Raw genomic sequence first — 23,010 nt, forward strand, 5'->3', positions numbered from 1 at the left:
CGAGCGCGCGTGGTGCTGCTGGACGACGCCGATCGGCTGTTGCTTTTCTCAGCCGGGAACAAAGAGGACGGTTCCGTCCGCTGGTTCGCCCCTGGAGGCGGACTCGCACCAGGCGAAAGCCATGAACAGGCAGCCCTGCGGGAGTTGCGGGAGGAGACCGGGCTGACGCATGTCCGGCTGGGGCCGGAGATATGGCGAGGGCGTCCGTGGACAACGGTCCGGGGCGGCGTGGCCTACGAGGTTCGCCAGCGTTACTACATGGCCCGGGTGCCTGCGTTCGAGGTCGATACCTCGTCCTTCGAGGACGTGGAGAAGGCCGCGATCACAGGGCACCGCTGGTGGACCGCGGCGGAGCTGGTCACGACCTCGGATGTGCTGCGGCCGACCGAACTGCCGGAGCTGCTGCCCCCCTTGCTGAGAGACGGCCCACCCGACTCGCCGATCATGGTGACCGGCTGAGTGTCACCGACGCTGCGGGCATCGGGGCGCCCGGCCCTCTTTCCGGCCGTGCAGCGGCTTCAGGGCCGCCGGTCGGGAACCACCGCGTCCGTCCGGCCGACCTTCGTCCGCTCGCCGGGGCGCAGTACGCCCGCGAACGCCACCAGGCCGCACGACAGCGCCGTCACCAGGCAGAAGGACACCATCAGGCTCGTCGCCTGCGCCAGCATGCCGATCGCGCTCGGCGCGATCAGCCCCGAGGTGTAGGTGATGGTGGCGACGCCCGCGATCGCCAGGCTCGGGTTGGATCCGCTGCGGCCGGCCGCAGCGAAGCACAGCGGCACTACGACGGCGATGCCCAGGCCCATCAGCGCGAACCCGCTCATGGCCACCGCCGGATGGTCCGCGACGACGATCAGCAGGCCTCCGAGGACGGCGAACACACCGCTGGCCCGCACCGTCCGCACGGCACCGAAGCGGTCCACGATCCGGTCACCGGCCAGCCGGGCCACGGCCATGGTGAGCGTGAAGCCCGTCGTGCAGGCCGCGGCGAGACCGGCCGAGGTCTCCAGCTGCTCGCGCAGGTAGACCGCCGACCAGTCCAGGCTCGCGCCCTCCGCGAACACCGCGCAGAACCCGATGGCGCCGATGAGCAGTGCAGAGCGGGGCGGCAGCGCGAAGCGCGGCGGTGGCTCCTCGTCCTCGGCGGGCTGGAGGTCGAGCACCCACTGGCAGGACGCCACGCCGACGACGGTGAGGACCGCGGCGGCCAGGACGTGGTGCAGCCGGGCGTCCGAGCCGAGGTGCGCGGCGAGGGTGCCGGCCGCCGAGCCGACCAGCGCGCCCGCGCTCCACATACCGTGCAGCCCGGACATGATCGACCGGCCGAGGCGATTCTCCACCTCGACCCCCAGCGCGTTCATCGCCACATCCGCCATGCCCGCCGTCGCGCCGTACGTGAACAGGGCCAGGCACAGCGTCAGGAGGTTCGGGGCGAGGGACGGCAGGACCAGCGACAGCGTCCACAGGGCGATCAGCCCGCGCAGCGCGTTGCGGGCGCCGAAGCGGTGACTGATGCTGCCGGCGACCGGCATCGCCACGGACGCGCCGAGCGCGGGGAAGGCGAGAGCGATGCCCAGCTGACCCGCGCTCACGCCCGCGTGGTCCTGGATCCACGGCACGCGGGTCGCGAACGAGCCGGTCACGGCGCCGTGCACGGCGAAGACGGCGGCGACGGCGTACCGGGACCGCTTCACCTCGCGCTGTTCGTCGACCACCTTGCCCATTCTGCGGTCCCCCTCCAGGTCTCTGCCGTGCTCGTGTCCGGTGCGGGCGTAAACTATCAGGAACCCTGCCTGATAATAAGAGGGTCTCCCGGCGGGCCCCGCTGAACGGCTCCGCCGATCTGGAAGGATCCCGGCATGCCCGCATCCCCGAGCACCGCCCGGGCCATCAACGACCGGCTCGCCCTGCGTCTGCTCCAGCAGGAAGGCCCGTTGACGGCAGGGCAGTTGAAGCAGCTGACCGGCCTGTCCCGGCCGACCGTCGCCGACCTCGTCGAACGCCTCACCGCCGCCGGACTGATCGCGGTGGTCGGCGAGGCGGGGAAGCAGCGGCGCGGCCCCAACGCGAAGGTCTACGGCATCGTCGCCGACCGGGCCCACCTGGCCGCCCTCGACGTCCGCACCGAAGGTGTCGCCGTGGCCGTCGCGGACCTGGTGGGGCGGGTACTGGCCGAGGCGTCGGTGCCGATCGGCGGAGACACCGGAACGGGTCCCGCCGTGGAGCAGGCGGTCACCCTGGTCGAGCGCGTGGCGAAGGAGGCCGGCGCCGACCGCCTGCACACCGTGGGGATCGGGGCGCCCGGTCTGATCGACCCGTCCAGCGGCGAACTCCGCGACTCCACCGGGCTGCCGGAGTGGCACCGCCGGCTCGTCGCCACCCTCCAGGAGCGGCTGCCCGAGGCCCGTGTCAGCGTCGAGAACGAGACCAACCTTGCGGCGCTTGCCGAGCAGCGCGACGGGGCGGCCCGGGACCGGGACACGTTCGTCCTGCTGTGGCTGGGTCATGGAACGGGGGCGGCCGTCGTCCTCGACGGCGCCCTGCGGCGGGGCGCCTCCGGCGGCACGGGAGAGATCGGCTTCCTCCCGGTCCCGGGTACCACCGCACTGCCGTCGGCCACGGACTGCGAGGGCGGCTTCCATTCGCTGGCCTCGGCGGCGGCGGTCGTGTCCCTCGCGGCCGAGTGCGGGATTCCGGCGACGCCGGGGGAGCAGACGTCCGCGGTGGCGGTGGTACGGGCGGCCGTCGCCCTGGTGCGGTCGGCGGCGGACGGGAGGCCGGGGGAGGAGCCGGCCGCGAGCGTGGGGGGAGCGGGGCCGGCGAGCGGAACCGTGGGCTCCACGCCGGCGCCGGGAGGGCGCGTGCCCACATCCGGGCGTGGGGCGCCGCTGCTGCCGGGAGGGGCCGCGCCCGGGTCCGGGGCCGGGTCCCGCGCCCTCGGAGCCGAGGCACCCGCACCTCCCGCCCCTGCCCCCGCCGCCCGCTTTCTGGACGCCCTCGCCGATCGTCTCGCCGTCGGGGTCGCCTCCGTCGTGGCGATCCTCGATCCCGGGTGCGTGGTGCTCGGCGGTGAGGTCGGTCAGGCCGGTGGCGAGGAACTCGCCTCACGGGTGCGGGACCGCATCGCGCGGATGGCGCCCCTGCCGACGGAGGTACGAGCGACCACCCTGGGCGGTGGCGCAGTCCTGCGCGGCGCACTGCTGACGGCCCGGGACCGCGCCCAGGAGGAACTGTTCACGCCTGGAGAGCCCCCACCCCGGCCCGCCCCGGGCTGGTAGGCCGTCAGGCCCGGAACCGCCCCCTTCCGTCCTCCTCCCTCAGACGCCGGACCGCCCGTTTCCCGACCGGACGCGACCGCCCCCGAACCGCCTCTTCAGGTGCTCCTCGAACGACCCCTTGCCCACCGCCCGTCGCGGCGCCAGATGGCCCCCGCTCCGGAAGCCCCGGTAGGCCGCCCCCCACAGCGGTACGTTCACCACCGCTCGCCGGCGGCCCGACGCCTTCAGATACGCACGGGCGAAGGAGTCCAGAGGCCGTACCTCCGGCCCGCCCATGTCCGCGACCCGCCCCGCCGGCCCGGCCGCCGCCAGCTCGGCCAGCCGGTCCGCGACCTCGGCCACCTCCACCGGCTGGTCCCGCACGCCCGCCGGGAGGAACATCACCGGCAGCTTCGACAGTCCCTGGAACATCATGATCAGCAGATCGTGGAACTGCGTCGCCCGCAGCACGGTCCAGCCGATCCCGGACTCCTCGACCAGCCTCTCCACCGCGAGCTTTGTCCGGTAATACGGGAACGGCACCTCGTCGACACCCACGATCGAGATGTAGACAAGATGACGCACGCCCGCACCGCGCGCCGCCCTGATCAGGTTCCGAGCCGCCTGCTCGTCCCCCTTCTGTGCCGTCGCGCAGTGCACGATCGTGTCCACACCGGCGACGGCCGCGTCCAGCGCGGCTCCGCCCGCCCGCAGATCCGCCGCGTACGGCTCGCTGTGCCGGCTGAGCACCCGCACCTCGTGCCCGCCCGCGCGCAACCGCTCGACGACGAGCCGCCCCAGCGTTCCGGTGCCGCCGGTCACCAGCATCGTGGTCATGCTGTTCAGCCCCTTCGGGAACCGGGCGCTCCCGGGTGGAGCGCCCCTCGCCGACTCAGACCGAACAGCCCCCGCCGAATGTGACAGGCGCGCCCTGCGGTCCTACGGCCGGGTGAGCTGGCGGCGTGCGAATGCCAGCTTCTCCGGGTTGACCACGGCCCGCACCCCCGTGACCAGCCCGTCGCGTACCTCGACCACCGACAGCCCGACGAGCGTGTCGCCCGCCCAGCCGGCCAGCCCCGGCTGGCCGTTGACCTCCGTCGGCACGAAGTCCAGGCCCCGCGCGAACTTCGGCCCCCCGCCCGCCAGGAAGCGGGCGATCGCCGGTCCGCCCTCGATGGGCCACCGCGCGGCGGTGACCTTGCCACCACCGTCGCTCCACCAGGTCGCGTCGGCCGCGAGCAACTTCTCCAGTCCGGCCAGGTCCCCGTCACGGGCCGCCGTGATGAACGATGTGACCAGCTCTTCCTGCCGCTCGGAGGCGGGCTCGAACCGGGCCTGCGGTTCGCCCACCCGCCGCACGGCACGCCGGTACAGCTGACGGCAGTTGGCCTCGCTCAGGTCCAGCACGCCGGCGATCTCCCGGTGCCCGTAGCCGAACGCCTCCCGCAGCACGTACACGGCCCGTTCGGTCGGCGTCAGCCGCTCCAGCAGCACCAGCATCGCCATCGACACGGCGTCCCGCTGCTCCATGGACTCCAGCGGGCCGAGTGTGCCGTCCGAGGTGACCACGGGCTCGGGCAGCCAGGTACCGACGTACCGCTCGTGCCGGGCCCGCGCGGAGGTGAGCCGGTTCAGGCAGAGGTTGGTGACGACCTTGGCCAGCCAGGCCGCCGGGTGCTCGATCCCCGCCCGGTCGGCGCCGCTGTAGCGCAGGTAGGCGTCCTGGACCGCGTCCTCGGCCTCCTCGGCGGAGCCCAGCAGCCGGTAGGCGAGCGAGAACAGCCTGGGCCGGTGGACTTCGAACTCCTCGGCGGCGGTCGTGGTCATACGACTCACCCTGCCAGAGGGCGGCCCGCCCGGCGCCGGGAGCCCGCCGTGGGGCCCGGGGTGGGAAGGCCCGACGGCGGGCAAGGGCCGTCGTCACCGCCGCCGGGCCGGTCAGGGGGTTGAGCCGACCCTGGCGATGACCCTAGAAAGGACTAGACCACATCGTCAATAGGTATGTACCAGTGCGAGATCGCAAGAGGTCGGTCCGACGGGCGAGTTGGGGTGCCGGTCGCGCTCGGGAAGGGGTGCGACACAGTCTGTGAGACAGCCCACACGTCGGGCCCCTCTGAACCGCGATCAGGCGTGGCACACTGGCCGTGTACCAGTAGCAGCGCACTCCGGGGTCGGTGAAAGTCCGAACCGGCGGTTACAGTCCGCGACCCGGTCGCCTCCAGCGGCCGGTTGACCAGGTGAAATTCCTGGACCGACGGTTAAAGTCCGGATGGGAGGCAGTGCGCGGCGAGCGGGCATTCGTGCGCGCCGCCGAGAAGTCCGTCCCCGTGGCGGACTCCGTCCGGCGTCGTCCCCGGTGTCCTTGCTCGTACTTCTGTCGTCATCGACAGCCCCGGAGTCCGTGCCCGAAGAGGCAGGAGGACCCGGGAAGTGTTCACCGGAATCGTCGAAGAGCTGGGCGAGGTCACCGCCGTCGAGACCCTCGACGACGCCTGTCGCTTCCGCCTGCGAGGCCCGGTCGTCACCGAAGGCGCCAAGCACGGTGATTCGATCGCCGTGAACGGCGTCTGCCTCACGGTCGTCGACCACGAAGGCGACGAATTCACCGCCGACGTCATGGCCGAGACGCTGAACCGCTCCAGCCTCGGAGCCCTCAAGGCCGGCACCCGGGTCAACCTCGAACGCCCCATGGCCGTCGGCGACCGCCTCGGCGGGCACATCGTCCAGGGCCATGTCGACGGCACCGGCGAAATCCTGGAGCGCAAGCCCTCCGAGCACTGGGAGATCGTCAAGATCTCCCTGCCCGCCGACCTCACCCGCTACGTCGTCGAGAAGGGCTCCATCACCGTCGACGGCATCAGCCTCACGGTCGTCGACGCCGGCCCCGACCACTTCACGGTCAGCCTCATCCCCACCACCCTCGATCTGACCACGCTCGGCCACAAGCAGCCCGGCGACCCGGTCAACCTCGAAGTGGACGTCATCGCCAAGTACGTCGAGCGGATGCTGGGCGACCGCGCGCGGGGAGCGGCCGAGTGAACACGCTGAACTCCGAGGCGTTCGTCCTCTTCGGCCAGCACATCAAGTGGGCCGACATGGTCGGCAACCTCTTCGGCCTGGCCGCCCTCGCCCTCGGCTGGCGGCGCTCCATCTGGACCTGGCCCGTGCAGTTCCTGGCCGGCCTCATCCTCTTCGGCGCCTTCTTCGGGCATCTGACCGGCAGCGCGGGCAAGCAGGCGGTCGTCATGGTCGTCGCCCTGTACGGCTGGTGGCAGTGGCAGCGCGGCAAGGAGCAGGGGGGCGACGGCCACATCGCCGTCCGGTTCGCCACCTGGCGCGAGCGCGCGGCCATGGCCGCGGCGGCCGCCGTCGGCACGGTCGCGGTGGCGCTGCTGTTCAAGGCGTACCCGACCCTCTCCTGGGACCCGTGGCCGGACGCGTACATCTTCGTCGGCACGATCGTCGCCATGTACGCCCAGGCCCGCGGCATGGTCGAGTTCTGGTTCGCCTGGCTGCTCGTCGACGTCGTCGGCGTTCCCCTCAACTTCGCCAACGGCTACGCCTTCTCCGGCTTCGTCTACGTCATCTACGGCGCGCTCGTCCTGTGGGGCCTGCGCGACTGGTGGCTGCGCTCGCGTCAGGCCGCGCGGCCGACCCTGGAAGGAGCGCCGGCATGAGCGCCACAACCGCCCTGTACAGCACCGACGACATCGAGACGTTCGCGCTCGACCCCGTCGAGCAGGCCATCGCCGACATCGCGGCCGGCCGCCCCGTCGTGGTCGTCGACGACGAGGACCGGGAGAACGAGGGCGACCTCGTCATCGCCGCCGAGAAGGCGACCCCCGAGATCGTCGCCTTCATGATGAGCGAGTGCCGCGGTCTGATCTGCGCCCCCATGGAGGGCGACGAACTGGACCGGCTGAGGCTCCCGCAGATGGTCGAGGACAACACCGAGTCGATGAAGACCGCGTTCACGGTCTCCGTCGACGCCTCCGCCGCGCACGGCGTGAGCACCGGCATCTCCGCCTCCGACCGCGCCACCACGCTCCGGCTGCTCGCCGACGGCGTCTCCGGCCCCGACGACTTCGTCCGCCCCGGCCACATCTTCCCGCTGCGCGCCCGGCCCGGCGGGGTCCTCACCCGCAACGGCCACACCGAGGCCGCCGTCGACCTCGCCCGGCTCGCGGGCCTGCGCCCGGCCGGCGCGATCGTCGAGATCGCCGGCGAGGACGGCACCATGCTGCGCCTGCCCGAGCTGATCCCCTTCGCCCGCAAGCACGGCCTGACGATCATCTCCATCGAGGACCTGATCGCCTACCGCCGCAGCAGCGAACCCACCGTCCGCCGCGAGGCCAGGACCCAGCTGCCCACCACCCACGGCACCTTCACCGCACACGGCTACCGCTCCACGGTCGACGGCGTCGAGCACGTCGCTCTGGTGCACGGCGAGATCGGAGACGGCCAGGACGTCCTCGTCCGCGTCCACTCCGAATGCCTCACCGGCGACGTCTTCGGATCGGCCCGCTGCGACTGCGGCCCCCAGCTGGACGCCTCCCTCGCCCGCATCCAGGAAGAGGGCCGCGGCGTCGTGGTCTACCTGCGCGGACACGAGGGCCGCGGCATCGGCCTGATGTCCAAGCTGCGCGCCTACGAACTCCAGGAACGCGGCCGCGACACGCTCGACGCCAACCTGGAACTGGGACTGCCCGCCGACGCCCGCGACTACGCCGCCGGCGCGCAGATCCTCGCCGACCTCGGCGTGCGCGGCGTCCGGCTGCTGACCAACAACCCCGACAAGACCGACGCGCTCGTCCGCCACGGCATCGTGGTCAAGGCCCGGGTGCCGATGCCCGTGAACGCCGGCGAGCACAACCTCCGCTACCTGCGCACCAAGCGGGACCGGATGGGCCACGACCTGCCCTGGCTGGACACGACCACCGTGCCGGCCTGCGGCAACCAGTAACAGAGCACTAGAGGAGCAACGTGAGCGGCAAGGGTGCACCGGAGCTGTCCGTGCGCAATGTGGGTGACCTCCGGGTCGCCGTCATCGCGGCACAGTGGCACGAGAAGGTGATGGACGGACTGGTGGACGGCGCCCTGCGCGCCCTGCACGACCTGGGCATCGACGAGCCGACGCTGCTCCGGGTTCCCGGCAGCTGGGAGCTCCCGGTCGTCGCCAAGGTCCTCGCGGGCCGCGGCTACGACGCGATCGTCGCCCTCGGCGTCGTCATCCGCGGCGGAACCCCCCACTTCGAGTACGTGTGCCAGGGCGTGACCCAGGGCCTCACCCAGGTCTCCGTCGACACCGGCGTTCCCGTCGGCTTCGGCGTGCTCACCTGCGACACCGAGGAGCAGGCCCTGGACCGCGCCGGCATCGAGGGCTCCAACGAGGACAAGGGACACGAGGCGGTGACGGCGGCGGTGGCGACCGCGGCCACCCTCCGCTCAGTATCCGAACCCTGGCGCTGACGGAAGCCACCTGTGGCATAGGCTGAGCGTCACCATGTCCAAGAAGACGTTCGAGGAGCTCTTCACCGAGCTCCAGCACAAGGCCGCCCAGGGCGATCCCGCCACTTCCCGCACCGCAGAACTGGTCGAGAAGGGCGTTCACGCCATCGGCAAGAAGGTCGTCGAAGAGGCCGCCGAGGTGTGGATGGCCGCCGAGTACGAGGGCAAGGAAGCCGCCGCCGAGGAGATCTCGCAGCTGCTGTACCACGTCCAGGTGATGATGGTCGCCCGCGGCATCTCCCTCGACGACGTCTACGCCCACCTGTAAGCCGCACCCGTCCCCGTACGACTCCACGCAAAGGAAGCCGACCTCATGCTGCGCATCGCCGTCCCCAACAAGGGTTCCCTGTCCGGCCCTGCGGCGGAGATGCTGCATGAGGCCGGCTACCAGCAGCGCCGGGAGTCCAAGGAACTGCGGATCGTCGACCCGGTGAACGAGGTCGAGTTCTTCTACCTCCGCCCCCGCGACATCGCGATCTACGTCGCCTCCGGACAGCTGGACATCGGCCTCACCGGCCGGGACCTGCTCATCGACTCCGGCGCCGAAGCCGAGGAGATCCTCGCCCTCGGCTTCGCCCGCTCCACCTTCCACTACGCCGCCAAGCCCGGCACGATCAGCGGCCTGGCCGACCTGTCCGGCAAGACCGTCGCCACCTCCTACGAGGGCATCGTCGCGGCGCACCTCGCCGAGCACGGCATCGACGCCTCCGTCGTCCACCTCGACGGTGCCGTCGAGACCGCCATCCAGCTCGGCGTCGCCCAGGTCATCGCCGACGTCGTCGAGACGGGCACCTCGCTGCGCAACGCGGGCCTGGAGGTCGCCGGCGAGCCGATCATGAAGTCCGAGGCCGTGGTGATCCGCCGCACCGGCGCGGACGCCGACGACCTCAAGGTGCAGCAGTTCCTGCGCCGCCTCCAGGGCGTCCTGGTCGCGCGGACCTACGTGATGATGGACTACGACTGCCGCGTCGAGCAGCTGGAGAAGGCCGTCGCCCTCACGCCCGGCCTGGAGTCCCCGACCGTCTCGCCGCTGCACAACGAGGGCTGGGTCGCCGTCCGCGCCATGGTGCCGGCCAAGGAAGCCCAGCGGATCATGGACGACCTGTACGACATCGGCGCCCGGGCCATCCTGACCACGGCCATCCACGCCTGCCGTCTCTGAGGGGCGTACACGAGATGTCCGATCTGCCCACCCTGCCCGTCACGTTCCGGCCGGGCAGCACCCGCGTGGTGCTGCTCACCGCGGCCGTCGCCATTTTCGTGGTGATCACGGCGGTCGCGATGCTGCTGAAGCAGCTCAGCCCCGGCGAACGCGTCAGCTTCATCGTCACGGCGCTCCTGCTGGACGGCGTGCTGCTGCTCCTGGCGCGTCCCAAGGTCGTCGTCGAGGAGGACGGCGTCACTGTCGTCAATCTCACGAACAAGCGCCGGCTGGAGTGGGCGGAGATCCTCCAGGTGGCCCTCCGGCCGGGCGACCCCTGGGTGTTCCTCAACCTCAGCGACGGCACCAGCCTGCCTGCTCTGGGCATCCAGCCGGGCCTGGCCAAGCAGCGTGCGATCGCCGACGCCCGGGCGCTGCGGGCCCTTGTCGAGGCCCGTTCCACAGCCGGCCCCGACCGGCGCGAGAGCTGACTCGCGGGATCCTCCGGGCGGCCGCCACTGCCGAACCGGGCCATGTCTTGATTAATCTGTTGGCGGAGGCGTGATGGATGCGCCTCCGCTTCTGTCGCCCCGACCGGTGCGCAGAGGCTCCTGCTAACCGAGGAGTGACCCCCTCCGGCGATGGACGGATCGTCCTGCAGTACCTGCGCCGCCCCCTGCCGACATAGCGCGGACCTCGTAGCCGAGGTACGCCACCGTGCGGAGGCGGCGGCACCATGACCACCCCCCTGCTGCTCCTGGCAGCCGCGTTCCTGCTGATTCTCGCCAACGGATTCTTCGTGGCGGCCGAGTTCGGACTCGTGACGGTCGAGCGGGCGGAGGCCGAGAAGGCCGCCGCCGAAGGCGACCGGCGCGCCCACCGGGTCGTCGAATCACTCAGGGAACTGTCCTTCCAGCTCTCCGGCACCCAGCTCGGCATCACCATCACCTCGCTCGTCGTCGGCATGCTCGCCGAACCGGCGCTCGCCGAGCTGCTGCACGGCCCGTTCACCTCGGTCGGCATCCCCGAGGGAGCCGTCTCCGGTGTCACCGTCGTCGTCGGCATGCTGCTGGCCTCCGCCGTGCAGATGGTGATCGGCGAGCTGCTGCCCAAGAACTGGGCGGTGTCCCGGCCGTTGCAGGTCGCGCGTTTCGTCGCGGGCCCGCAGCACGTCTTCGCCCGGCTGTTCCGCCCGGTCATCGCCGGCCTCAACGCCGTCGCCAACCGGCTCGTGCGCGCCCTGGGCATCGAACCCACCGAGGAGCTGGCCTCCGCCCGCACCCCGGGAGAGCTCGTCTCCCTGGCCCGCCACTCGGCTCGCGCGGGCGCCCTGGAGCAGGACACGGCCGATCTGTTCGTGCGGACCCTGTCGCTGGGCGAGCTCACCGCGCAGCACGTGATGACGCCGCGCGTGAAGGTCAGCGCCCTGCAGTCCTCGGCCACCGCCGAGGACGTCGTCAACCTGACCCGCGCCACCGGCCTGTCCCGCTTCCCGGTCTACCGGGAGAAGATCGACGAGGTCGTCGGCATGGCCCACCTCAAGGACGCCCTGGCCGTGCCGGTCCAGGACCGGCTGCGCACCCCCGTCGGCCACATCGCCCGCCCGGCGCTCCTCGTCCCCGAGACGCTGCCCGTACGGCCGCTCCTGGCCCGCCTGCGCAGCGAGCAGCCGATCGCGGTCGTCGTCGACGAGTACGGCGGCACCGCCGGTGTCGTCACGCTGGAGGACATCGTCGAGGAGATCGTCGGCGAGGTCCGCGACGAGCACGACGGACACGACCTGCCCGAGCTGGCCGCCGCGCCGCCCGAGGACGGCAGGCCCGCCTGGGACGTCGACGGCAGCTGCCGGGTCGACGTCCTGCAACGCATAGGCCTCCACGTGCCCGAGGGCCCGTACGAGACCGTCGCCGGCCTCATCGCCGACCTGCTGGGCCGTATCCCGGCCGTCGGCGACAAGGCGGAGCTGCCCGGCTGGCGGCTGGCGGTGCGCCAGGTCGGCCACTACCGCGCGGAACGGGTCCGGCTGGTGCGGACCGCCCCCGTGGTCTCCATGGCGGAGGCCGTCCGATGAGCGTGCTCCAACTCCTGTTCGCCGCGCTGCTCGTGCTCGCCAACGGCTTCTTCGTCGGCGCCGAGTTCGCGCTGGTCTCCGTACGCCGCAGCCAGATCGAACCGCTCGGCACCGCCCGCGCCCGGCAGGTCCTGTACGGCCTTGAGCGGTTGCCGCAGATGATGGCGGCGGCGCAGTTCGGCATCACCATCTGCTCCCTCACCCTCGGCGCGGTCGCCGAACCGACGGTCGCCCACCTGCTGGAGCCGGTCTTCGAGTGGATCCACCTGCCGCACGGCATGATCCACCCGCTCACCTACGTCATCGCGCTGGCCGCGGTGGTCTTCTTCCACCTCGTCATCGGTGAGATGGTCCCGAAGAACCTGGCGATGGCGGCGCCGGAGAAGGCCGCGCTGTGGCTCAGCCCCGGCCTGGTCTGGTTCGCGCGCTTCTGCAAGCCCATCACCGCCGCCCTCGGCGCGGTCTCGCAGGGCATCCTGCGACTCTTCCACGTCGAGCCCAAGGACGAGGTCGAGGCGGTCTTCACCAGCGAGCAGCTCAACCGGCTGGTGGAGGACGCTGGCCAGGCGGGCCTGCTCGACCCCGAGGAGGCCGAACGCCTGGAGGACGCCCTGGAGCTGGGCTCCCGCCCGGTGACGGACGTCCTGCTGAAGCGGGAATCCCTGGTCACGGTCAGCCCGTCGGTCACGCCCGGGCGCATCGTCGAGCTCACCGCCCGCACGGGGTACTCCCGGTTCCCGGTCGCCGCGGACACCGGCGCGTTCATGGGGTACCTGCACGTCAAGGACGTCCTCGACGTGGAGGACTCGGACCGGGCCGTCCCGCAGCACCTGTGGCGTCCCATGACCACGCTGCGGTCCGAGCTGCCGCTCGACGACGCGCTGACGGTGATGCGGCGGGCGGCGACCCACCTGGCCCAGGTGGCGGACGCCTCCGGCAAGGTGCTCGGCCTGGTCGCCCTGGAGGACGTGCTGGAGCTGCTGGTGGGGGAGGTGCGGGATCCCGCGCATCGTGAGGTGCGCGAGGTGAGGCTGACCGAGCCGAGGTCCGGCGAAGAGGTGCTGGCGACCTAGCAGTGCAGCTCCGGGCGCGTGGGGGCCGGTCGCGCAGTTCGACCGGCCTTCACGGCACCCACTCAGGGGCTCGGGGAACTGCGCGGCCGGCCCCCACCGGCCCGCGGCCGACGAACTCACCCAGCCGACGGATCCTGCGGCCCCCGCCCCGACAACACCTCCCCGTACGCCTGCATCAGATCCGGCAGCCGCAACGTCGCCAGGTCCTCCCTGCCCAAAACGCCCGGGTAGACGGACAGCCGAAGATCCCGGTACGCGCAGCTCTTCTCGTACAGCGTCCGCAGGAACCGCCCGTTCCCCAGCTCGTCGATCCACCCCTGGTCCACCACGTGCCCCGCGATGGACCGCAGCTCGTCGAGGGACTCGTCGTCCCACAGGTCGCCGTTCTCCGCGGCGAGCACCTTGCCGATCTCGGTGAGTTCGAGCGGCCGGTACGAGGGGAAGTCGACGCGGGTGGTGAACCGGGACGACAGCCCGGGGTTCGCGGTGAGCAGGCGGTCCATGCCCTCCGGGTAGCCGGCCAGGATCACCACGAGGTGGTCGCGGTTGTCCTCCGCACGCTTCAGCAGCACCTGCAAGGCCTCGTCGCCGTACGCGTCCCCCTTGCCGTAGCCCGAGTTGGACAGCGAGTAGGCCTCGTCGACGAAGAGGACGCCGCCGAGGGCCGAGTCGATCAGGTCGTTCGCCTTCACCGCCGTCTGCCCGAGGTACTCGCCGACCAGGTCGGCCCGCTGGGCCTCCACGAGATGGTCGCCGCCGAGTAGCCCGAGGGCGTAGAAGACGCGGCCGAGGATGCGGGCGACGGTGGTCTTGCCGGTGCCGGAGGGACCGGAGAAGACGAAGTGGCGCTTCGGCGGCTGGACCGGAAGGCCCTGCCCGGCCCGCAGCCGGGCCATGTTCAGCTGCGCCGACAGCGCCTTGACCTGGCGCTTCACCGGCTCCAGACCCACCATGCGCTCCAGTTCGGCGAGTGCCTCCTCCAGTAACGCCGGGTCGGTGGGCCCGGCGGGCAGGGAGGGGACGGGGCCGGTCCGCTCACGCACCGGCGGGCCGGTCACCGGCGGCAGGGGACCGACCGGCGGCTCGGGGTCGGGCAGTCTCAGGTCGCGTCCCTCGATGCCGAAGAGCGGATCGAACCCGTCCGGTCCGTCCACGGCGTCCTGGCCCGCGCCGGTGAGTGTGATCGCCGCGAGGTCCGTGACGTCGTCGTACCCGTCGCCCTCCGCGATGGCGGCGAGCCGGGCGGAGGTGTCCATGAAGGCCGGGTCGACGCGGTGCACGGCCCGGTACAGGGGGAGTGCGGCGGCGCTGCGGCCCGTGCCCTCGTGCGCCCGGGCCAGCCAGTAGCGCAGCTCCTTGCGCTGCGGCTGCTCGCTGCGGCAGCGCATCAGCGCGGCGGACAGCAGCGGTTCGGCCTGGCCGTACATCTCCAGGCGGACCCGGGCCATGCCGCCGAACAGGCCGGCCTCGATGCCGAGCATCGGATCGCCGAGCAGCGGGTCGGTGTGGCGGACCAGTTGCTCCCAGTCCTTGACCAGGTAGGCGCGGCAGGAGTGCAGAAAACGGACCTGGTGGTCGGTGTCGACGGGCGGCAGCCCGGCGAGGGCCTGGTCCAGTTCGGGGACGTGGCGGCCGTCCAGCCAGTGGGAGGCGTGCGCGAGCAGCAGATCGCGGGGGCTCTCGAGCACGGGCTGCACCCACCAGCCCAGCCAGTACCAGGAGTTGAGCGTGCGGCGGTAGCGGGAGCGCTGCTCCCCGAAACGGTCCCGGTGCCGGAACATCCGCAGCAGCGCGGTCGTCGTGTCGACACGCAGCGCGTGCAGCCCCAGCCACCCGTCGGCCATCCCGGGGTCCATGCGCACGGCCGCGCGGAACTCCTCCTCCGCCTGCGGATACGCGCCCATGGTGTAGGCGTCCACGCCTCGCAGCCAGGCCAGGTCGGCCGGGGCCTGAGGGCCCTGCGTGCCGAAGTCCATCACGTCCCCCACAAAGCGTGCCCCCGTCGGTATGCCAACGAGCCGTCCCCCAGCCGGCGCTGCCCTGCTCGAACCGCTGTGCCACGGACCGGAGTTGCACGGTGCGCGAAGCAACCGTCCGCAGGTCGCGACGAGGGCATCGTACCTGCGGGGGCGGCGCGCCCGTAGGGTGCCGCACGGGCCGTTCGGCGAGGTGGGAGCGGGCGCGGCGCACCCGCGTACGGTGACCCAGGGTGAGCGCCCGGCGCACCGGGACGGCCGCAAAACCGGAAGAAGGCAGAACGAAGCCCCCGATCACGGGGGAACAACCGGGGGCTTCGCGTCTGTGGGCGGCTCCGATGCCGCACATTGAGAACGTAAGACCTGTACGGCCCAGCGGTCAAGCCGAGTTGGAGCACTCCGGCAACTTGTCCCGCAAGCGCCTTCACAAGTTCAGCACACAGCGGGCGGCCCGTCACCGTGCGTGAGGGGCTGGTCCGATCCAACGGTCCCAGCCGGCCCCGCGAGCACCTCGTATCCCTCATCCCGCTGCCGTACCAGCAGGTCGGCGAACGGCCGCGAGGGATCGTCGGCGAAATGTCGGCGCTCCGCCGGAACCCACCCGTCCCAGAACTCCCGCTGTTCCTCCCCGTCACGCGACCTTCCTCGCGCCCAGGCCTCCTCGCGCGGCAGCTCCATCCACAGCAGCAGGGCCAGATGGGAGCGCAGGGCCCGGCGCCCGGCGCCGACGCCCTCCACGAGGAGCACCGGGGCCGGCGGGAGCGGACGCGGCGGACCGAAGCGGCGGGCCCGCCAGTCATAGGGGACGTAGTGCGCCGCCCGGCCCTGGGAGAGCGGCTCGATCACCTGCTTCAGCAGCCGGCCTGTCCAGTCGAACAGCGCGTCGTGGCTGGCGATGTCGTCGAGGCGCAGCACCGGCGCACCGTCCAGCGCCGCGGCCAACTGCCCGGCGAACGTGCTCTTTCCGGACCCGGCGTGTCCGTCGACGCCGACGAGCCGGACCGGGCCGCAGGAGGGGGAGAGGCGCCGGACGCGGGCGGCCAGGTCGCGGACGGCGGGGCCAGGGGCGGGGCGGAAGGAGGGATTCATCTCGCTCAGCACTCTAACGACGGGATCCGGCGCGGATGCCACTGGTCGACGCCAATATTGGTGGGCGCGGCGCGCGTCGAAGTGCTGGCAGGAGACGGCGGGCTGTGCTCATATGTGGCGCACGTACGGATACGACCGACCGTGCACGGACCTGCCCCGCCCCTGCCCGACTCCGACATCCGGGGGTCCCCGCCATGCGCAGAGCCGAACCGCCCTCCCGTCGCACCGTCCTGGCCGCCGCGGTCGCCGCCGCCGTCACCGCGGGCGTGGGCCCGGCGGCCGCCGACCCCGAGGCCCCCGTGACGACCGACGCCACAGATCCCGCCCGGGCCCTCCCGGCCCGTACCGTCGACAACCGGGGCTGGGTCTCGTACGGCGACTGGCGCGGCGGCACCGCCAAGGGCACCGGGGCCGTCGCGGGCACCCGCCCGGGCCTGAAGATCGCGAAGCCCGCCGGAACCGCCGCCTACACGGATCCGCACACCGGCAAGACCGCAGACTGGGAGTTCGGCACCTGGACGTCCCCCGTCCACCGGCTCACCGCCCCCGCCACCGAGGCGATCGTCTCCTGGAACGCGCGCACCCTGGCCGGCACCTGGATCCAGATCGAGATCAAGGGCACCTATACCGACGGCACCAGCACCCCCTGGTACGTGATGGCCCGCTGGGCGGCCGGCGACCAGGACATCCGGCGTACCTCGGTCGACGACCAGAGCGACGGCAAGAGCACCGTCTGGACCGACACCCTGGCGATCGACGACGCGTCCACCGGTCTGCGCCTCAGGTCGTACCGGCTGCGCCTGACCCTCTACCGCAAGCCCGGCACCAAGGCGACCCCGACCGTGTGGCGGCTCGGCGTCATGGGCTCCGACGTGCCCGACCGGTTCACCGTCCCGGCGTCCGTGCCCGGCCTCGCGAAGGAACTGGCCGTCCCGCGCTACTCGCAGGAGATCCACAAGGGCCAGTACCCCGAGTACGACAACGGCGGCGAGGCCTGGTGCAGCCCGACGTCCTCCCAGATGATCATCGAGTACTGGGGCGGCCGGCTCACCGACGGGCAGCTGGCCTGGGTCGACCCCTCCTACGCCGACCCGCAGGTCTGCCACGCGGCCCGCTTCACCTACGACTACCAGTACGGGGGCTGCGGCAACTGGCCGTTCAACGCCGCCTACGCGGCCACGTTCAAGGACCTCCAGGGCGTGGTCACCCGGCTCGGATCGCTCACCGACCTGGAGACGCTGATCGCCGCGGGCGTCCCGGCCATAACGTCCCAGTCGTTCCTGAAGGAGGAGCTCACGGGCGCCGGCTACGGCACCGCCGGGCATCTGATGACCGTCATCGGCTTCACCGCCGACGGCGACGTGATCGCCAACGACCCCTTCTCGGCGAGCAACGAGGCCGTACGGCGCGTGTACCGGCGGCGCGAGTTCGAGAACATCTGGCTCCGCACCAAGCGGTTCAACGCCTCCGGCAAGGTCGTCTCGGGCACGGGGGGCGTCTGCTACCTCTACTTCCCGGCGCGCCCGAGCGCGGCCCAGACCAAGGCGCTGGCGGCCGTGGGCGTACGCGTGTGAGCAAGCTCTCGGCCGCAAAAGCCGCTTCCGGTGGCAAGGTGGACGGAACTCCGGGGGAGTCCATCCGTACCACCGAATGAGCGAGAAGCCATGACCGCACACGCAGCGACCGCCCCACGCGTCCGCACCGGCGGCCCTCAGGACGACGGTCCGAAAGTCGTCGAGCACCTCATGGGCTGGGCCCTCGTCGTGGTCGTGGCGATGCTCGTGACCCAGCTGGGGCTGCTGTGACCTGACCCACGGACCGGGAGTGGGGCCTGCCATACTGCGGAGGTCCCACCCCGCCCGTTGAGACCAGGGTCGAAATTGAATATCAGCCCCCAGCCCGCCGCGCGTCCCAGGGCCCGCGGCACCGAGCGCTCGATGGCGCGCCGTGCCGAACTCATCGCCATCGGGCGCAGGTTGTTCGCCGACACGTCCTACGACGCGCTGTCGATGGACGACATCGCCCGGCAGGCGCACGTCGCCAAGGGGTTGATCTACTACTACTTCCAGTCCAAGCGCGGCTACTACCTCGCCATCATCCAGGACTCGGTCACCGAGCTGCTCACCCTGGCCGCGAGCGGTCTGGAACTGCCCGCCGTCGACCGGGTCCAGCGCACCATCGACAGCTATCTGCGCTACGCCGAGCACAACCAGGCCGCGTACCGCACGATCGTGAGCGGCGGAGTCGGCTTCGACACCGAGGTGCACGCCATCCGTGACGGAGTGCGCGAGGCCGTCGTGACGACCATCGCCGAGGGTGCGTACGGCCGGGCCGACGTCGCCGCGCTGACGCGGATGGGCCTGCTGTCCTGGGTGTGCGGTGTCGAGGGCGCCACGCTCGAATGGATCGACCGCCCCGAGCTCCCCCGCGACACCATGTGCGAGCTGCTCGTGAAGACCCTCGGGGGTGTCCTGCGTGCGATCGAGGAGCTCGACCCCGCCCACCCGGCACCGCAGCCCGCCCGCCGAGGCGCATGAGGAAGGGGCGGAGGGTCCGCCGCGGACCTCCGCCCCTCGCTCGGCGCGCTACCGGATGGCCTTGATCAGCTCACCGTTCGAGGTGTCGCCGCTCAGCTCCCAGAAGAACGTGCCGCCCAGTCCCTGCTGGTTCTTGTAGTTCATCTTGGTGCCGATGGTCGCCGGGGTGTCGTAACTCCACCAGTTGCCGCCGCACTTGGCGTACGCCGTGCCGGCCACCGTCCCCGTCGCCGGGCAGGTGTTCCTGAGCACCTTGTAGTCCTCGATGCCCTGCTCGTACGTGCCCGCCGCCGGACCGGTCGCGGTGCCGCCCGGAGCCGCCTGGGTGACGCCCGTCCAGCCGCGGCCGTAGAAGCCGATGCCGAGCAGCAGCTTGGACGCGGGGATGCCGAGGCCCTTGAGCTTGGCGATGGTCGCCGCGCTGTGGTTGTCCGCCTTCGGGATGCCGCTGTACGAGGTCAGCGGCGAGTGCGGGGCCGTCGGGCCGGCCGCGTCCCAGGCGCCGAAGAAGTCGTACGTCATCGGGTTGTACCAGTCGACGTACCGGGCCGCGCCCGCGTAGTCCGCCGCGTCGATCTTGCCGCCCGGGGTGGCGTCGGCGGTGATCGCCGCGGTCACGAGGTTGCGCTGGCCGAACTTGGCCCGCAGTGCCTGCATCAGGTTCCTGAAGGCGGCCTTGCCGCTGGTGTCGCAGGTGGCGCCGCAGGTGTTCGGGTACTCCCAGTCGATGTCGATGCCGTCGAACACGTCCGCCCACTTGGAGTTCTCGACGAGGTCGTAGCAGGACTGGGCGAAGGCGGCCGGGTTCTTCGCGGCCTCACCGAAGCCGCCCGACCACGTCCAGCCGCCGAAGGACCACAGGACCTTGAGATCCGGGTGCTTCTGCTTCAGCTTGCGCAACTGGTTGAAGTTGCCGCGCAGCGGCTGGTCCCAGGTGTCGGCCTTGCCGTCGACGGACTCGGCGGCAGTGTAGGCCCGGTCCGTGGCGGCGTAGCCGTCGCCCATGACGCACTTGCCGCCGGTGACGTTGCCGAAGGCGTAGTTGATGTGGGTGAGCCTGCTGCCCGACCCGGACGTCTCGATGTTCTTGACGTGGTACTTGCGGTCGTAGGTGCCCCATTCGGTGAAGTACCCGATGACCTTGGATCCGGCGGCCCGGGCGCCGGGGGCGGCCTTCGAACCGGCGGCGGCCTCCTGAGCCGAGGTCGCCGCGGTGGCGGAGGTGCCCACGCCGGCCAGCAGACCGGCGCCGAGGACGGCGCAGCAGGCCGCGGACACGATGGCCCGGAAGCCAAAACGGTGGGGGGTGTGCATCCGGTGTCTCCTCGTGGGGAGAGGGGAACGCGCGCCGATTGGCATGAACGCGGTGAATCGGTGGAGCGAAACAGTAGGAGGACTAGACCAGTTGGGTCAATGGTGCGGACCAATTTCGCCGCTCCTGGGGCGCGCGGCTTATTCTTGAAGTGAGCGGTCGTTAACTGGTGACGGGATGCCTCCGATCGGGCATACTCACAGCGCACTGCCGCTGGTCAGCAGCTCTCGAGACCCGGGACTGCAAGCATCGGCCAGGCACCAGAACGACCCGGCGGAGCCGCCCCCACCCATGGGCCCGTCCGCCAGTGCCCGACAGGGAGGAGAGCGTCGCCATGCCCGACCGCGCCCCGCAGCCGGTGGACCGACAACTGCCCACGGAGGAGGCCCGGGACCTGATCTCACTCGTGCGTGACATCGCGCAGCAGGAGATCACCCCGAAGGCGGCCGAGGAGGAGGACGCCGGCCGCTTCCCCCGCGAGCTGTTCACACTGCTCTCCCGTTCCGGGCTGCTGGGCCTGCCGTACGACTCCGAGTACGGCGGCGGCGACCAGCCCTACGAGGTCTACCTCCAGGTCCTGGAGGAGCTCGCCGCGGCCCGCCTCACCGTGGGCCTCGGCGTCAGCGTCCACTCCCTGGCCTCCTACGCGCTGGCCGCGTACGGCACCAAGGAGCAGCAGGTCGAGCACCTGCCCGCGATGCTCGGCGGCGGCCTGCTCGGCGCCTACTGCCTCTCCGAGCCGCACTCCGGCTCGGACGCGGCGGCCCTGCGTACCAAGGCCGTCCGGGACGGCGACGACTGGGTGATCACCGGCACCAAGGCCTGGATCACGCACGGCGGCATCGCGGACTTCTACACGGTGATGGCGCGCACCGGCGAGGAGGGTCCGCGCGGGATCAGCGCGTTCCTGGTGCCCGGCGACGCCGAAGGGCTGAGCGCCGCGGTGCCCGAGAAGAAGATGGGCATGAAGGGCTCGCCCACCGCGCAGGTGCACTTCGACGGCGTCCGCGTCTCGGACGACCGCCGCATCGGCGAGGAGGGGCAGGGCTTCGCGATCGCCCTGTCGTCGCTCGACTCGGGGCGGCTCGGCATCTCGGCGTGCGCGATCGGTGTGGCCCAGGCCGCGCTCGACGAGGCACTCGCCTACGCGGCCGAAAGGCGCCAGTTCGGCAAGCCGATCGCCGACTTCCAGGGGCTGCGGTTCATGCTCGCCGACATGGCGACGCAGATCGAGGCGGGCCGCGCGCTCTATCTCGCGGCGGCGCGGCTGAAGGACGCGGGCCGGCCGTTCGCGAGGCAGGCGGCCATGGCCAAGCTGCACTGCACCGACACGGCGATGCGGGTCACCACCGACGCCGTGCAGATCCTCGGCGGCTACGGCTACACCGCCGACTTCCCGGCCGAGCGCTACATGCGCGAGGCCAAGGTGCTGCAGATCGTGGAGGGCACCAACCAGATCCAGCGGATGGTCATCGCCCGCCATCTCGTGGGTCCAGAGGAACGCTGAACTGGTCGAGGCCCCGCCAGGGGGCCGCGAGCCGCATCCACTCCGGGTCGTGCCGGCCCGGAAGGGTGCGGCCGCCCTCGGCCCAGGTCCGCATCAAGTCGCGGTAGATCGGCGGGTCCTGGTAGCGGGGCGGGGCCGGCCGAACCGATTCTGCGGGCGGCGGGACGTACAGGAGGCGCTGACGCCCGGTCGCTGAGGAGATGGGGGTCATACCAGGGCAACGCGGCGAAGCCCGGACAGGTCACCGGATGACGGAATCGGGCGTTCGTTCAATGCCGCACACGGCTCCGGGCACACCGAACCGCACTACGGCGATCCGAGCCGTGGTGCGGTTCAGCTACGGGTGTGGAGCGAACGGGCCAGGAGAGCCCGTGCTCAGGCCGCGCGGCGCATGACCGGAACCCTGATGGGCCGTGAGCCCGGGCCGCCGACGTGCGAGAAGGGCTGGGTCCGCCAGTCGAGCCCCTGAGGGAGCGTCAACAGCAGTGCGGTGTCCTGCTCCTGCGGTTCCGCGGACTCGTCCGCGGCGCGGGCGTCCGCGGCCCTGCGGCCGGTCCCGGCGCAGACCGTGAGCCCGAAGGGGTTCCACGGCGAGGCGCACAGCGCGTGCTCCGGCAGAACCTCCTCGTCCGCCAGCAGGGCGATGGGCTGCGCGCAGTCCGGGCAGACGACCCGGAACATCTCGAACGTGTCGTAGGCGTCGAGTTCGTCGTCGAATGCGTCGGGTTCGACGCCCTCCGGCTCGGGCTCGATGACGAGCTGCTGCCGCTTGGGTGCGGTGCGACCAGGGCGCTTAAGACTCTGCATTGGGTTCTCCCCCTCGGACTGGGCCGTAACAGGCACTGCGGCCTCGGCCACAGCAAGCACTTCCCGTCACCCCTGGGCGGTAATCACGAGAACATCACGGAGACCGTTCGAGGCCTGTGGCGTTCGTCACATGCCCCGTGCAGGTGTCCACTGCGGCGCATTTGTCCCCCGGACGGCTGACCGTCGGCTTCCGGCCACATCACGAACCGGGCATGACCTGGGCTGCTCAGGTATCCGAGGAGATCAACCGCCCTGTAGGTTCTTGCGCCATGGAGGAGCTGGACCGACAGATCGTGCAGCTGCTCGTCAAGGACGGGCGGATGAGCTACACCGACCTGGGCAAGGCCACGGGGCTGTCCACGTCGGCCGTGCACCAGCGGGTGCGGCGGCTGGAACAGCGGGGTGTCATCCGGGGCTATGCCGCGGTCGTGGACCCGGAGGCCGTGGGGCTGCCGATGACGGCGTTCATCTCGGTGAAACCGTTCGATCCCAGCGCGCCGGACGACATCGCGGACCGGCTGGCCGGCGTGCCCGAGATCGAGGCGTGCCACAGTGTCGCGGGCGACGAGAACTACATCCTGAAGGTGCGGGTGGCGACGCCGCACGAGCTGGAGGAGCTGCTGGCCCGGCTGCGGTCCTTGGCCGGGGTGTCCACGCGGACGACGGTGGTGCTGTCCACGCCGTACGAGGCACGACCGCCGCGGATCTGACCGGTGCTCCGGCGACCGCGGG

General features: G+C 71.6%; 24 protein-coding genes and 1 riboswitch. Of the genes, 16 read left to right on the top strand and 8 right to left on the bottom strand.

The features are described from left to right. Positions 1 to 9 precede the first annotated feature (9 nt). Complete coding sequence (locus GTY56_RS31545; protein ID WP_161368702.1) at positions 10 to 459, top strand: NUDIX domain-containing protein; 450 nt, start codon at positions 10 to 12, stop codon at positions 457 to 459. Between the two features lie 59 nt (positions 460 to 518). Here GTY56_RS31545 and GTY56_RS31550 read toward each other — a convergent pair whose 3' ends face one another. After that, positions 519 to 1,724: an MFS transporter gene (locus GTY56_RS31550; RefSeq protein ID WP_161368703.1), complete on the bottom strand. Its 1,206-nt coding sequence runs from the start codon at positions 1,722 to 1,724 to the stop codon at positions 519 to 521. Positions 1,725 to 1,859: 135 nt separating this feature from the next. On the opposite strand from GTY56_RS31550, the gene GTY56_RS31555 reads away from it, so the two are divergent. Then, a complete protein-coding gene (locus GTY56_RS31555) occupies positions 1,860 to 3,278 on the top strand; it encodes an ROK family transcriptional regulator (protein WP_161368704.1) in 1,419 nt (472 codons plus the stop codon). A gap of 39 nt (positions 3,279 to 3,317) precedes the next feature. Here the strand turns inward: GTY56_RS31555 and GTY56_RS31560 are convergent, their stop codons facing one another. After that, positions 3,318 to 4,094 carry an SDR family oxidoreductase gene (locus tag GTY56_RS31560; protein WP_161368705.1) on the bottom strand — a complete coding sequence of 259 codons (777 nt, stop codon included), beginning with the start codon at positions 4,092 to 4,094 and terminating at the stop codon, positions 3,318 to 3,320. Between the two features lie 102 nt (positions 4,095 to 4,196). Further along, on the bottom strand, positions 4,197 to 5,084 hold the full coding sequence (locus tag GTY56_RS31565; RefSeq protein ID WP_161368706.1) for an RNA polymerase sigma-70 factor: 888 nt from the start codon (positions 5,082 to 5,084) through the stop codon (positions 4,197 to 4,199). A gap of 329 nt (positions 5,085 to 5,413) precedes the next feature. Beyond that, a riboswitch (FMN riboswitch) is annotated at positions 5,414 to 5,544 on the top strand. Positions 5,545 to 5,687: 143 nt separating this feature from the next. Here GTY56_RS31565 and GTY56_RS31570 point away from each other — a divergent pair. The 9 genes from GTY56_RS31570 (at position 5,688) to GTY56_RS31610 (ending at position 13,050) form a co-directional block, all read left to right on the top strand. After that, entirely contained in the window at positions 5,688 to 6,296 is a 609-nt protein-coding gene (locus GTY56_RS31570) for a riboflavin synthase (protein ID WP_161368707.1), read from the top strand. Beyond that, on the top strand, positions 6,293 to 6,934 hold the full coding sequence (pnuC, locus tag GTY56_RS31575; RefSeq protein ID WP_161368708.1) for a nicotinamide riboside transporter PnuC: 642 nt from the start codon (positions 6,293 to 6,295) through the stop codon (positions 6,932 to 6,934). The genes GTY56_RS31570 and pnuC overlap by 4 nt, the downstream gene beginning before the upstream one ends. Further along, complete coding sequence (locus GTY56_RS31580; RefSeq protein ID WP_161368709.1) at positions 6,931 to 8,220, top strand: bifunctional 3,4-dihydroxy-2-butanone-4-phosphate synthase/GTP cyclohydrolase II; 1,290 nt, start codon at positions 6,931 to 6,933, stop codon at positions 8,218 to 8,220. Before pnuC ends, GTY56_RS31580 begins: the two co-directional genes overlap by 4 nt. 20 nt (positions 8,221 to 8,240) lie before the next feature. Next, entirely contained in the window at positions 8,241 to 8,726 is a 486-nt protein-coding gene (gene ribH, locus GTY56_RS31585) for a 6,7-dimethyl-8-ribityllumazine synthase (protein ID WP_030038615.1), read from the top strand. A gap of 34 nt (positions 8,727 to 8,760) precedes the next feature. Continuing rightward, positions 8,761 to 9,033, top strand: a complete 273-nt coding sequence (locus tag GTY56_RS31590) for a phosphoribosyl-ATP diphosphatase (RefSeq protein ID WP_003988914.1) — start codon at positions 8,761 to 8,763, stop codon at positions 9,031 to 9,033. Positions 9,034 to 9,078: 45 nt separating this feature from the next. Then, positions 9,079 to 9,927 carry an ATP phosphoribosyltransferase gene (hisG, locus tag GTY56_RS31595; protein WP_107458360.1) on the top strand — a complete coding sequence of 283 codons (849 nt, stop codon included), beginning with the start codon at positions 9,079 to 9,081 and terminating at the stop codon, positions 9,925 to 9,927. A 14-nt stretch (positions 9,928 to 9,941) separates the two neighbouring features. Beyond that, positions 9,942 to 10,397: a PH domain-containing protein gene (locus GTY56_RS31600; protein ID WP_161368710.1), complete on the top strand. Its 456-nt coding sequence runs from the start codon at positions 9,942 to 9,944 to the stop codon at positions 10,395 to 10,397. Between the two features lie 245 nt (positions 10,398 to 10,642). Next, positions 10,643 to 11,977, top strand: a complete 1,335-nt coding sequence (locus GTY56_RS31605) for a hemolysin family protein (protein WP_161368711.1) — start codon at positions 10,643 to 10,645, stop codon at positions 11,975 to 11,977. After that, positions 11,974 to 13,050 carry a hemolysin family protein gene (locus GTY56_RS31610; protein WP_161368712.1) on the top strand — a complete coding sequence of 359 codons (1,077 nt, stop codon included), beginning with the start codon at positions 11,974 to 11,976 and terminating at the stop codon, positions 13,048 to 13,050. Before GTY56_RS31605 ends, GTY56_RS31610 begins: the two co-directional genes overlap by 4 nt. A 116-nt stretch (positions 13,051 to 13,166) precedes the next feature. Here the strand turns inward: GTY56_RS31610 and GTY56_RS31615 are convergent, their stop codons facing one another. Next, positions 13,167 to 15,026, bottom strand: coding sequence for an AAA family ATPase (locus GTY56_RS31615; protein WP_161368713.1), 1,860 nt, complete (start codon positions 15,024 to 15,026; stop codon positions 13,167 to 13,169). 432 nt (positions 15,027 to 15,458) lie between these two features. Next, entirely contained in the window at positions 15,459 to 16,115 is a 657-nt protein-coding gene (locus tag GTY56_RS31620) for a uridine kinase family protein (protein WP_161368714.1), read from the bottom strand. A gap of 194 nt (positions 16,116 to 16,309) precedes the next feature. On the opposite strand from GTY56_RS31620, the gene GTY56_RS31625 reads away from it, so the two are divergent. The 3 genes from GTY56_RS31625 to GTY56_RS31635 all read left to right on the top strand — a co-directional run bounded on the left by GTY56_RS31625 (position 16,310) and on the right by GTY56_RS31635 (position 18,652). Beyond that, positions 16,310 to 17,689, top strand: coding sequence for a C39 family peptidase (locus GTY56_RS31625; protein ID WP_161368715.1), 1,380 nt, complete (start codon positions 16,310 to 16,312; stop codon positions 17,687 to 17,689). A 90-nt stretch (positions 17,690 to 17,779) separates the two neighbouring features. Further along, positions 17,780 to 17,920 (top strand): SCO1431 family membrane protein, encoded by a 141-nt coding sequence (locus GTY56_RS31630; protein WP_161368716.1) that lies wholly within the window; start codon positions 17,780 to 17,782, stop codon positions 17,918 to 17,920. 75 nt (positions 17,921 to 17,995) lie between these two features. Continuing rightward, positions 17,996 to 18,652, top strand: coding sequence for a TetR/AcrR family transcriptional regulator (locus GTY56_RS31635; RefSeq protein WP_202510994.1), 657 nt, complete (start codon positions 17,996 to 17,998; stop codon positions 18,650 to 18,652). A gap of 48 nt (positions 18,653 to 18,700) precedes the next feature. On the opposite strand, the gene GTY56_RS31640 is transcribed toward GTY56_RS31635, so the two are convergent. Next, the gene (locus GTY56_RS31640; RefSeq protein WP_161368718.1) at positions 18,701 to 19,966 is read right to left on the bottom strand and encodes a glycoside hydrolase family 18 protein; all 1,266 of its coding nucleotides are present in this window, start codon (positions 19,964 to 19,966) and stop codon (positions 18,701 to 18,703) included. Positions 19,967 to 20,298: 332 nt separating this feature from the next. Between GTY56_RS31640 and GTY56_RS31645 the strand changes: the two genes are divergently transcribed. Beyond that, positions 20,299 to 21,471, top strand: coding sequence for an acyl-CoA dehydrogenase family protein (locus tag GTY56_RS31645; protein ID WP_161368719.1), 1,173 nt, complete (start codon positions 20,299 to 20,301; stop codon positions 21,469 to 21,471). On the opposite strand, the gene GTY56_RS41670 is transcribed toward GTY56_RS31645, so the two are convergent. Together GTY56_RS41670 and GTY56_RS31650 are read right to left on the bottom strand one after the other, a co-directional pair. Beyond that, positions 21,434 to 21,682: a hypothetical protein gene (locus GTY56_RS41670; RefSeq protein ID WP_078615159.1), complete on the bottom strand. Its 249-nt coding sequence runs from the start codon at positions 21,680 to 21,682 to the stop codon at positions 21,434 to 21,436. The two genes, GTY56_RS31645 and GTY56_RS41670, sit on opposite strands and share 38 nt — an antisense overlap. Before the next feature lie 164 nt (positions 21,683 to 21,846). Continuing rightward, on the bottom strand, positions 21,847 to 22,278 hold the full coding sequence (locus GTY56_RS31650) for a hypothetical protein (protein WP_161368720.1): 432 nt from the start codon (positions 22,276 to 22,278) through the stop codon (positions 21,847 to 21,849). A gap of 269 nt (positions 22,279 to 22,547) precedes the next feature. Here GTY56_RS31650 and GTY56_RS31655 point away from each other — a divergent pair, with 269 nt between their 5' ends. Further along, positions 22,548 to 22,988: an Lrp/AsnC family transcriptional regulator gene (locus GTY56_RS31655; protein WP_004002750.1), complete on the top strand. Its 441-nt coding sequence runs from the start codon at positions 22,548 to 22,550 to the stop codon at positions 22,986 to 22,988. Positions 22,989 to 23,010 lie beyond the last annotated feature (22 nt).

The sequence above is a fragment of the Streptomyces sp. SID5643 genome, from assembly GCF_009872555.1.
GTDB lineage: Bacteria > Actinomycetota > Actinomycetes > Streptomycetales > Streptomycetaceae > Streptomyces > Streptomyces iakyrus.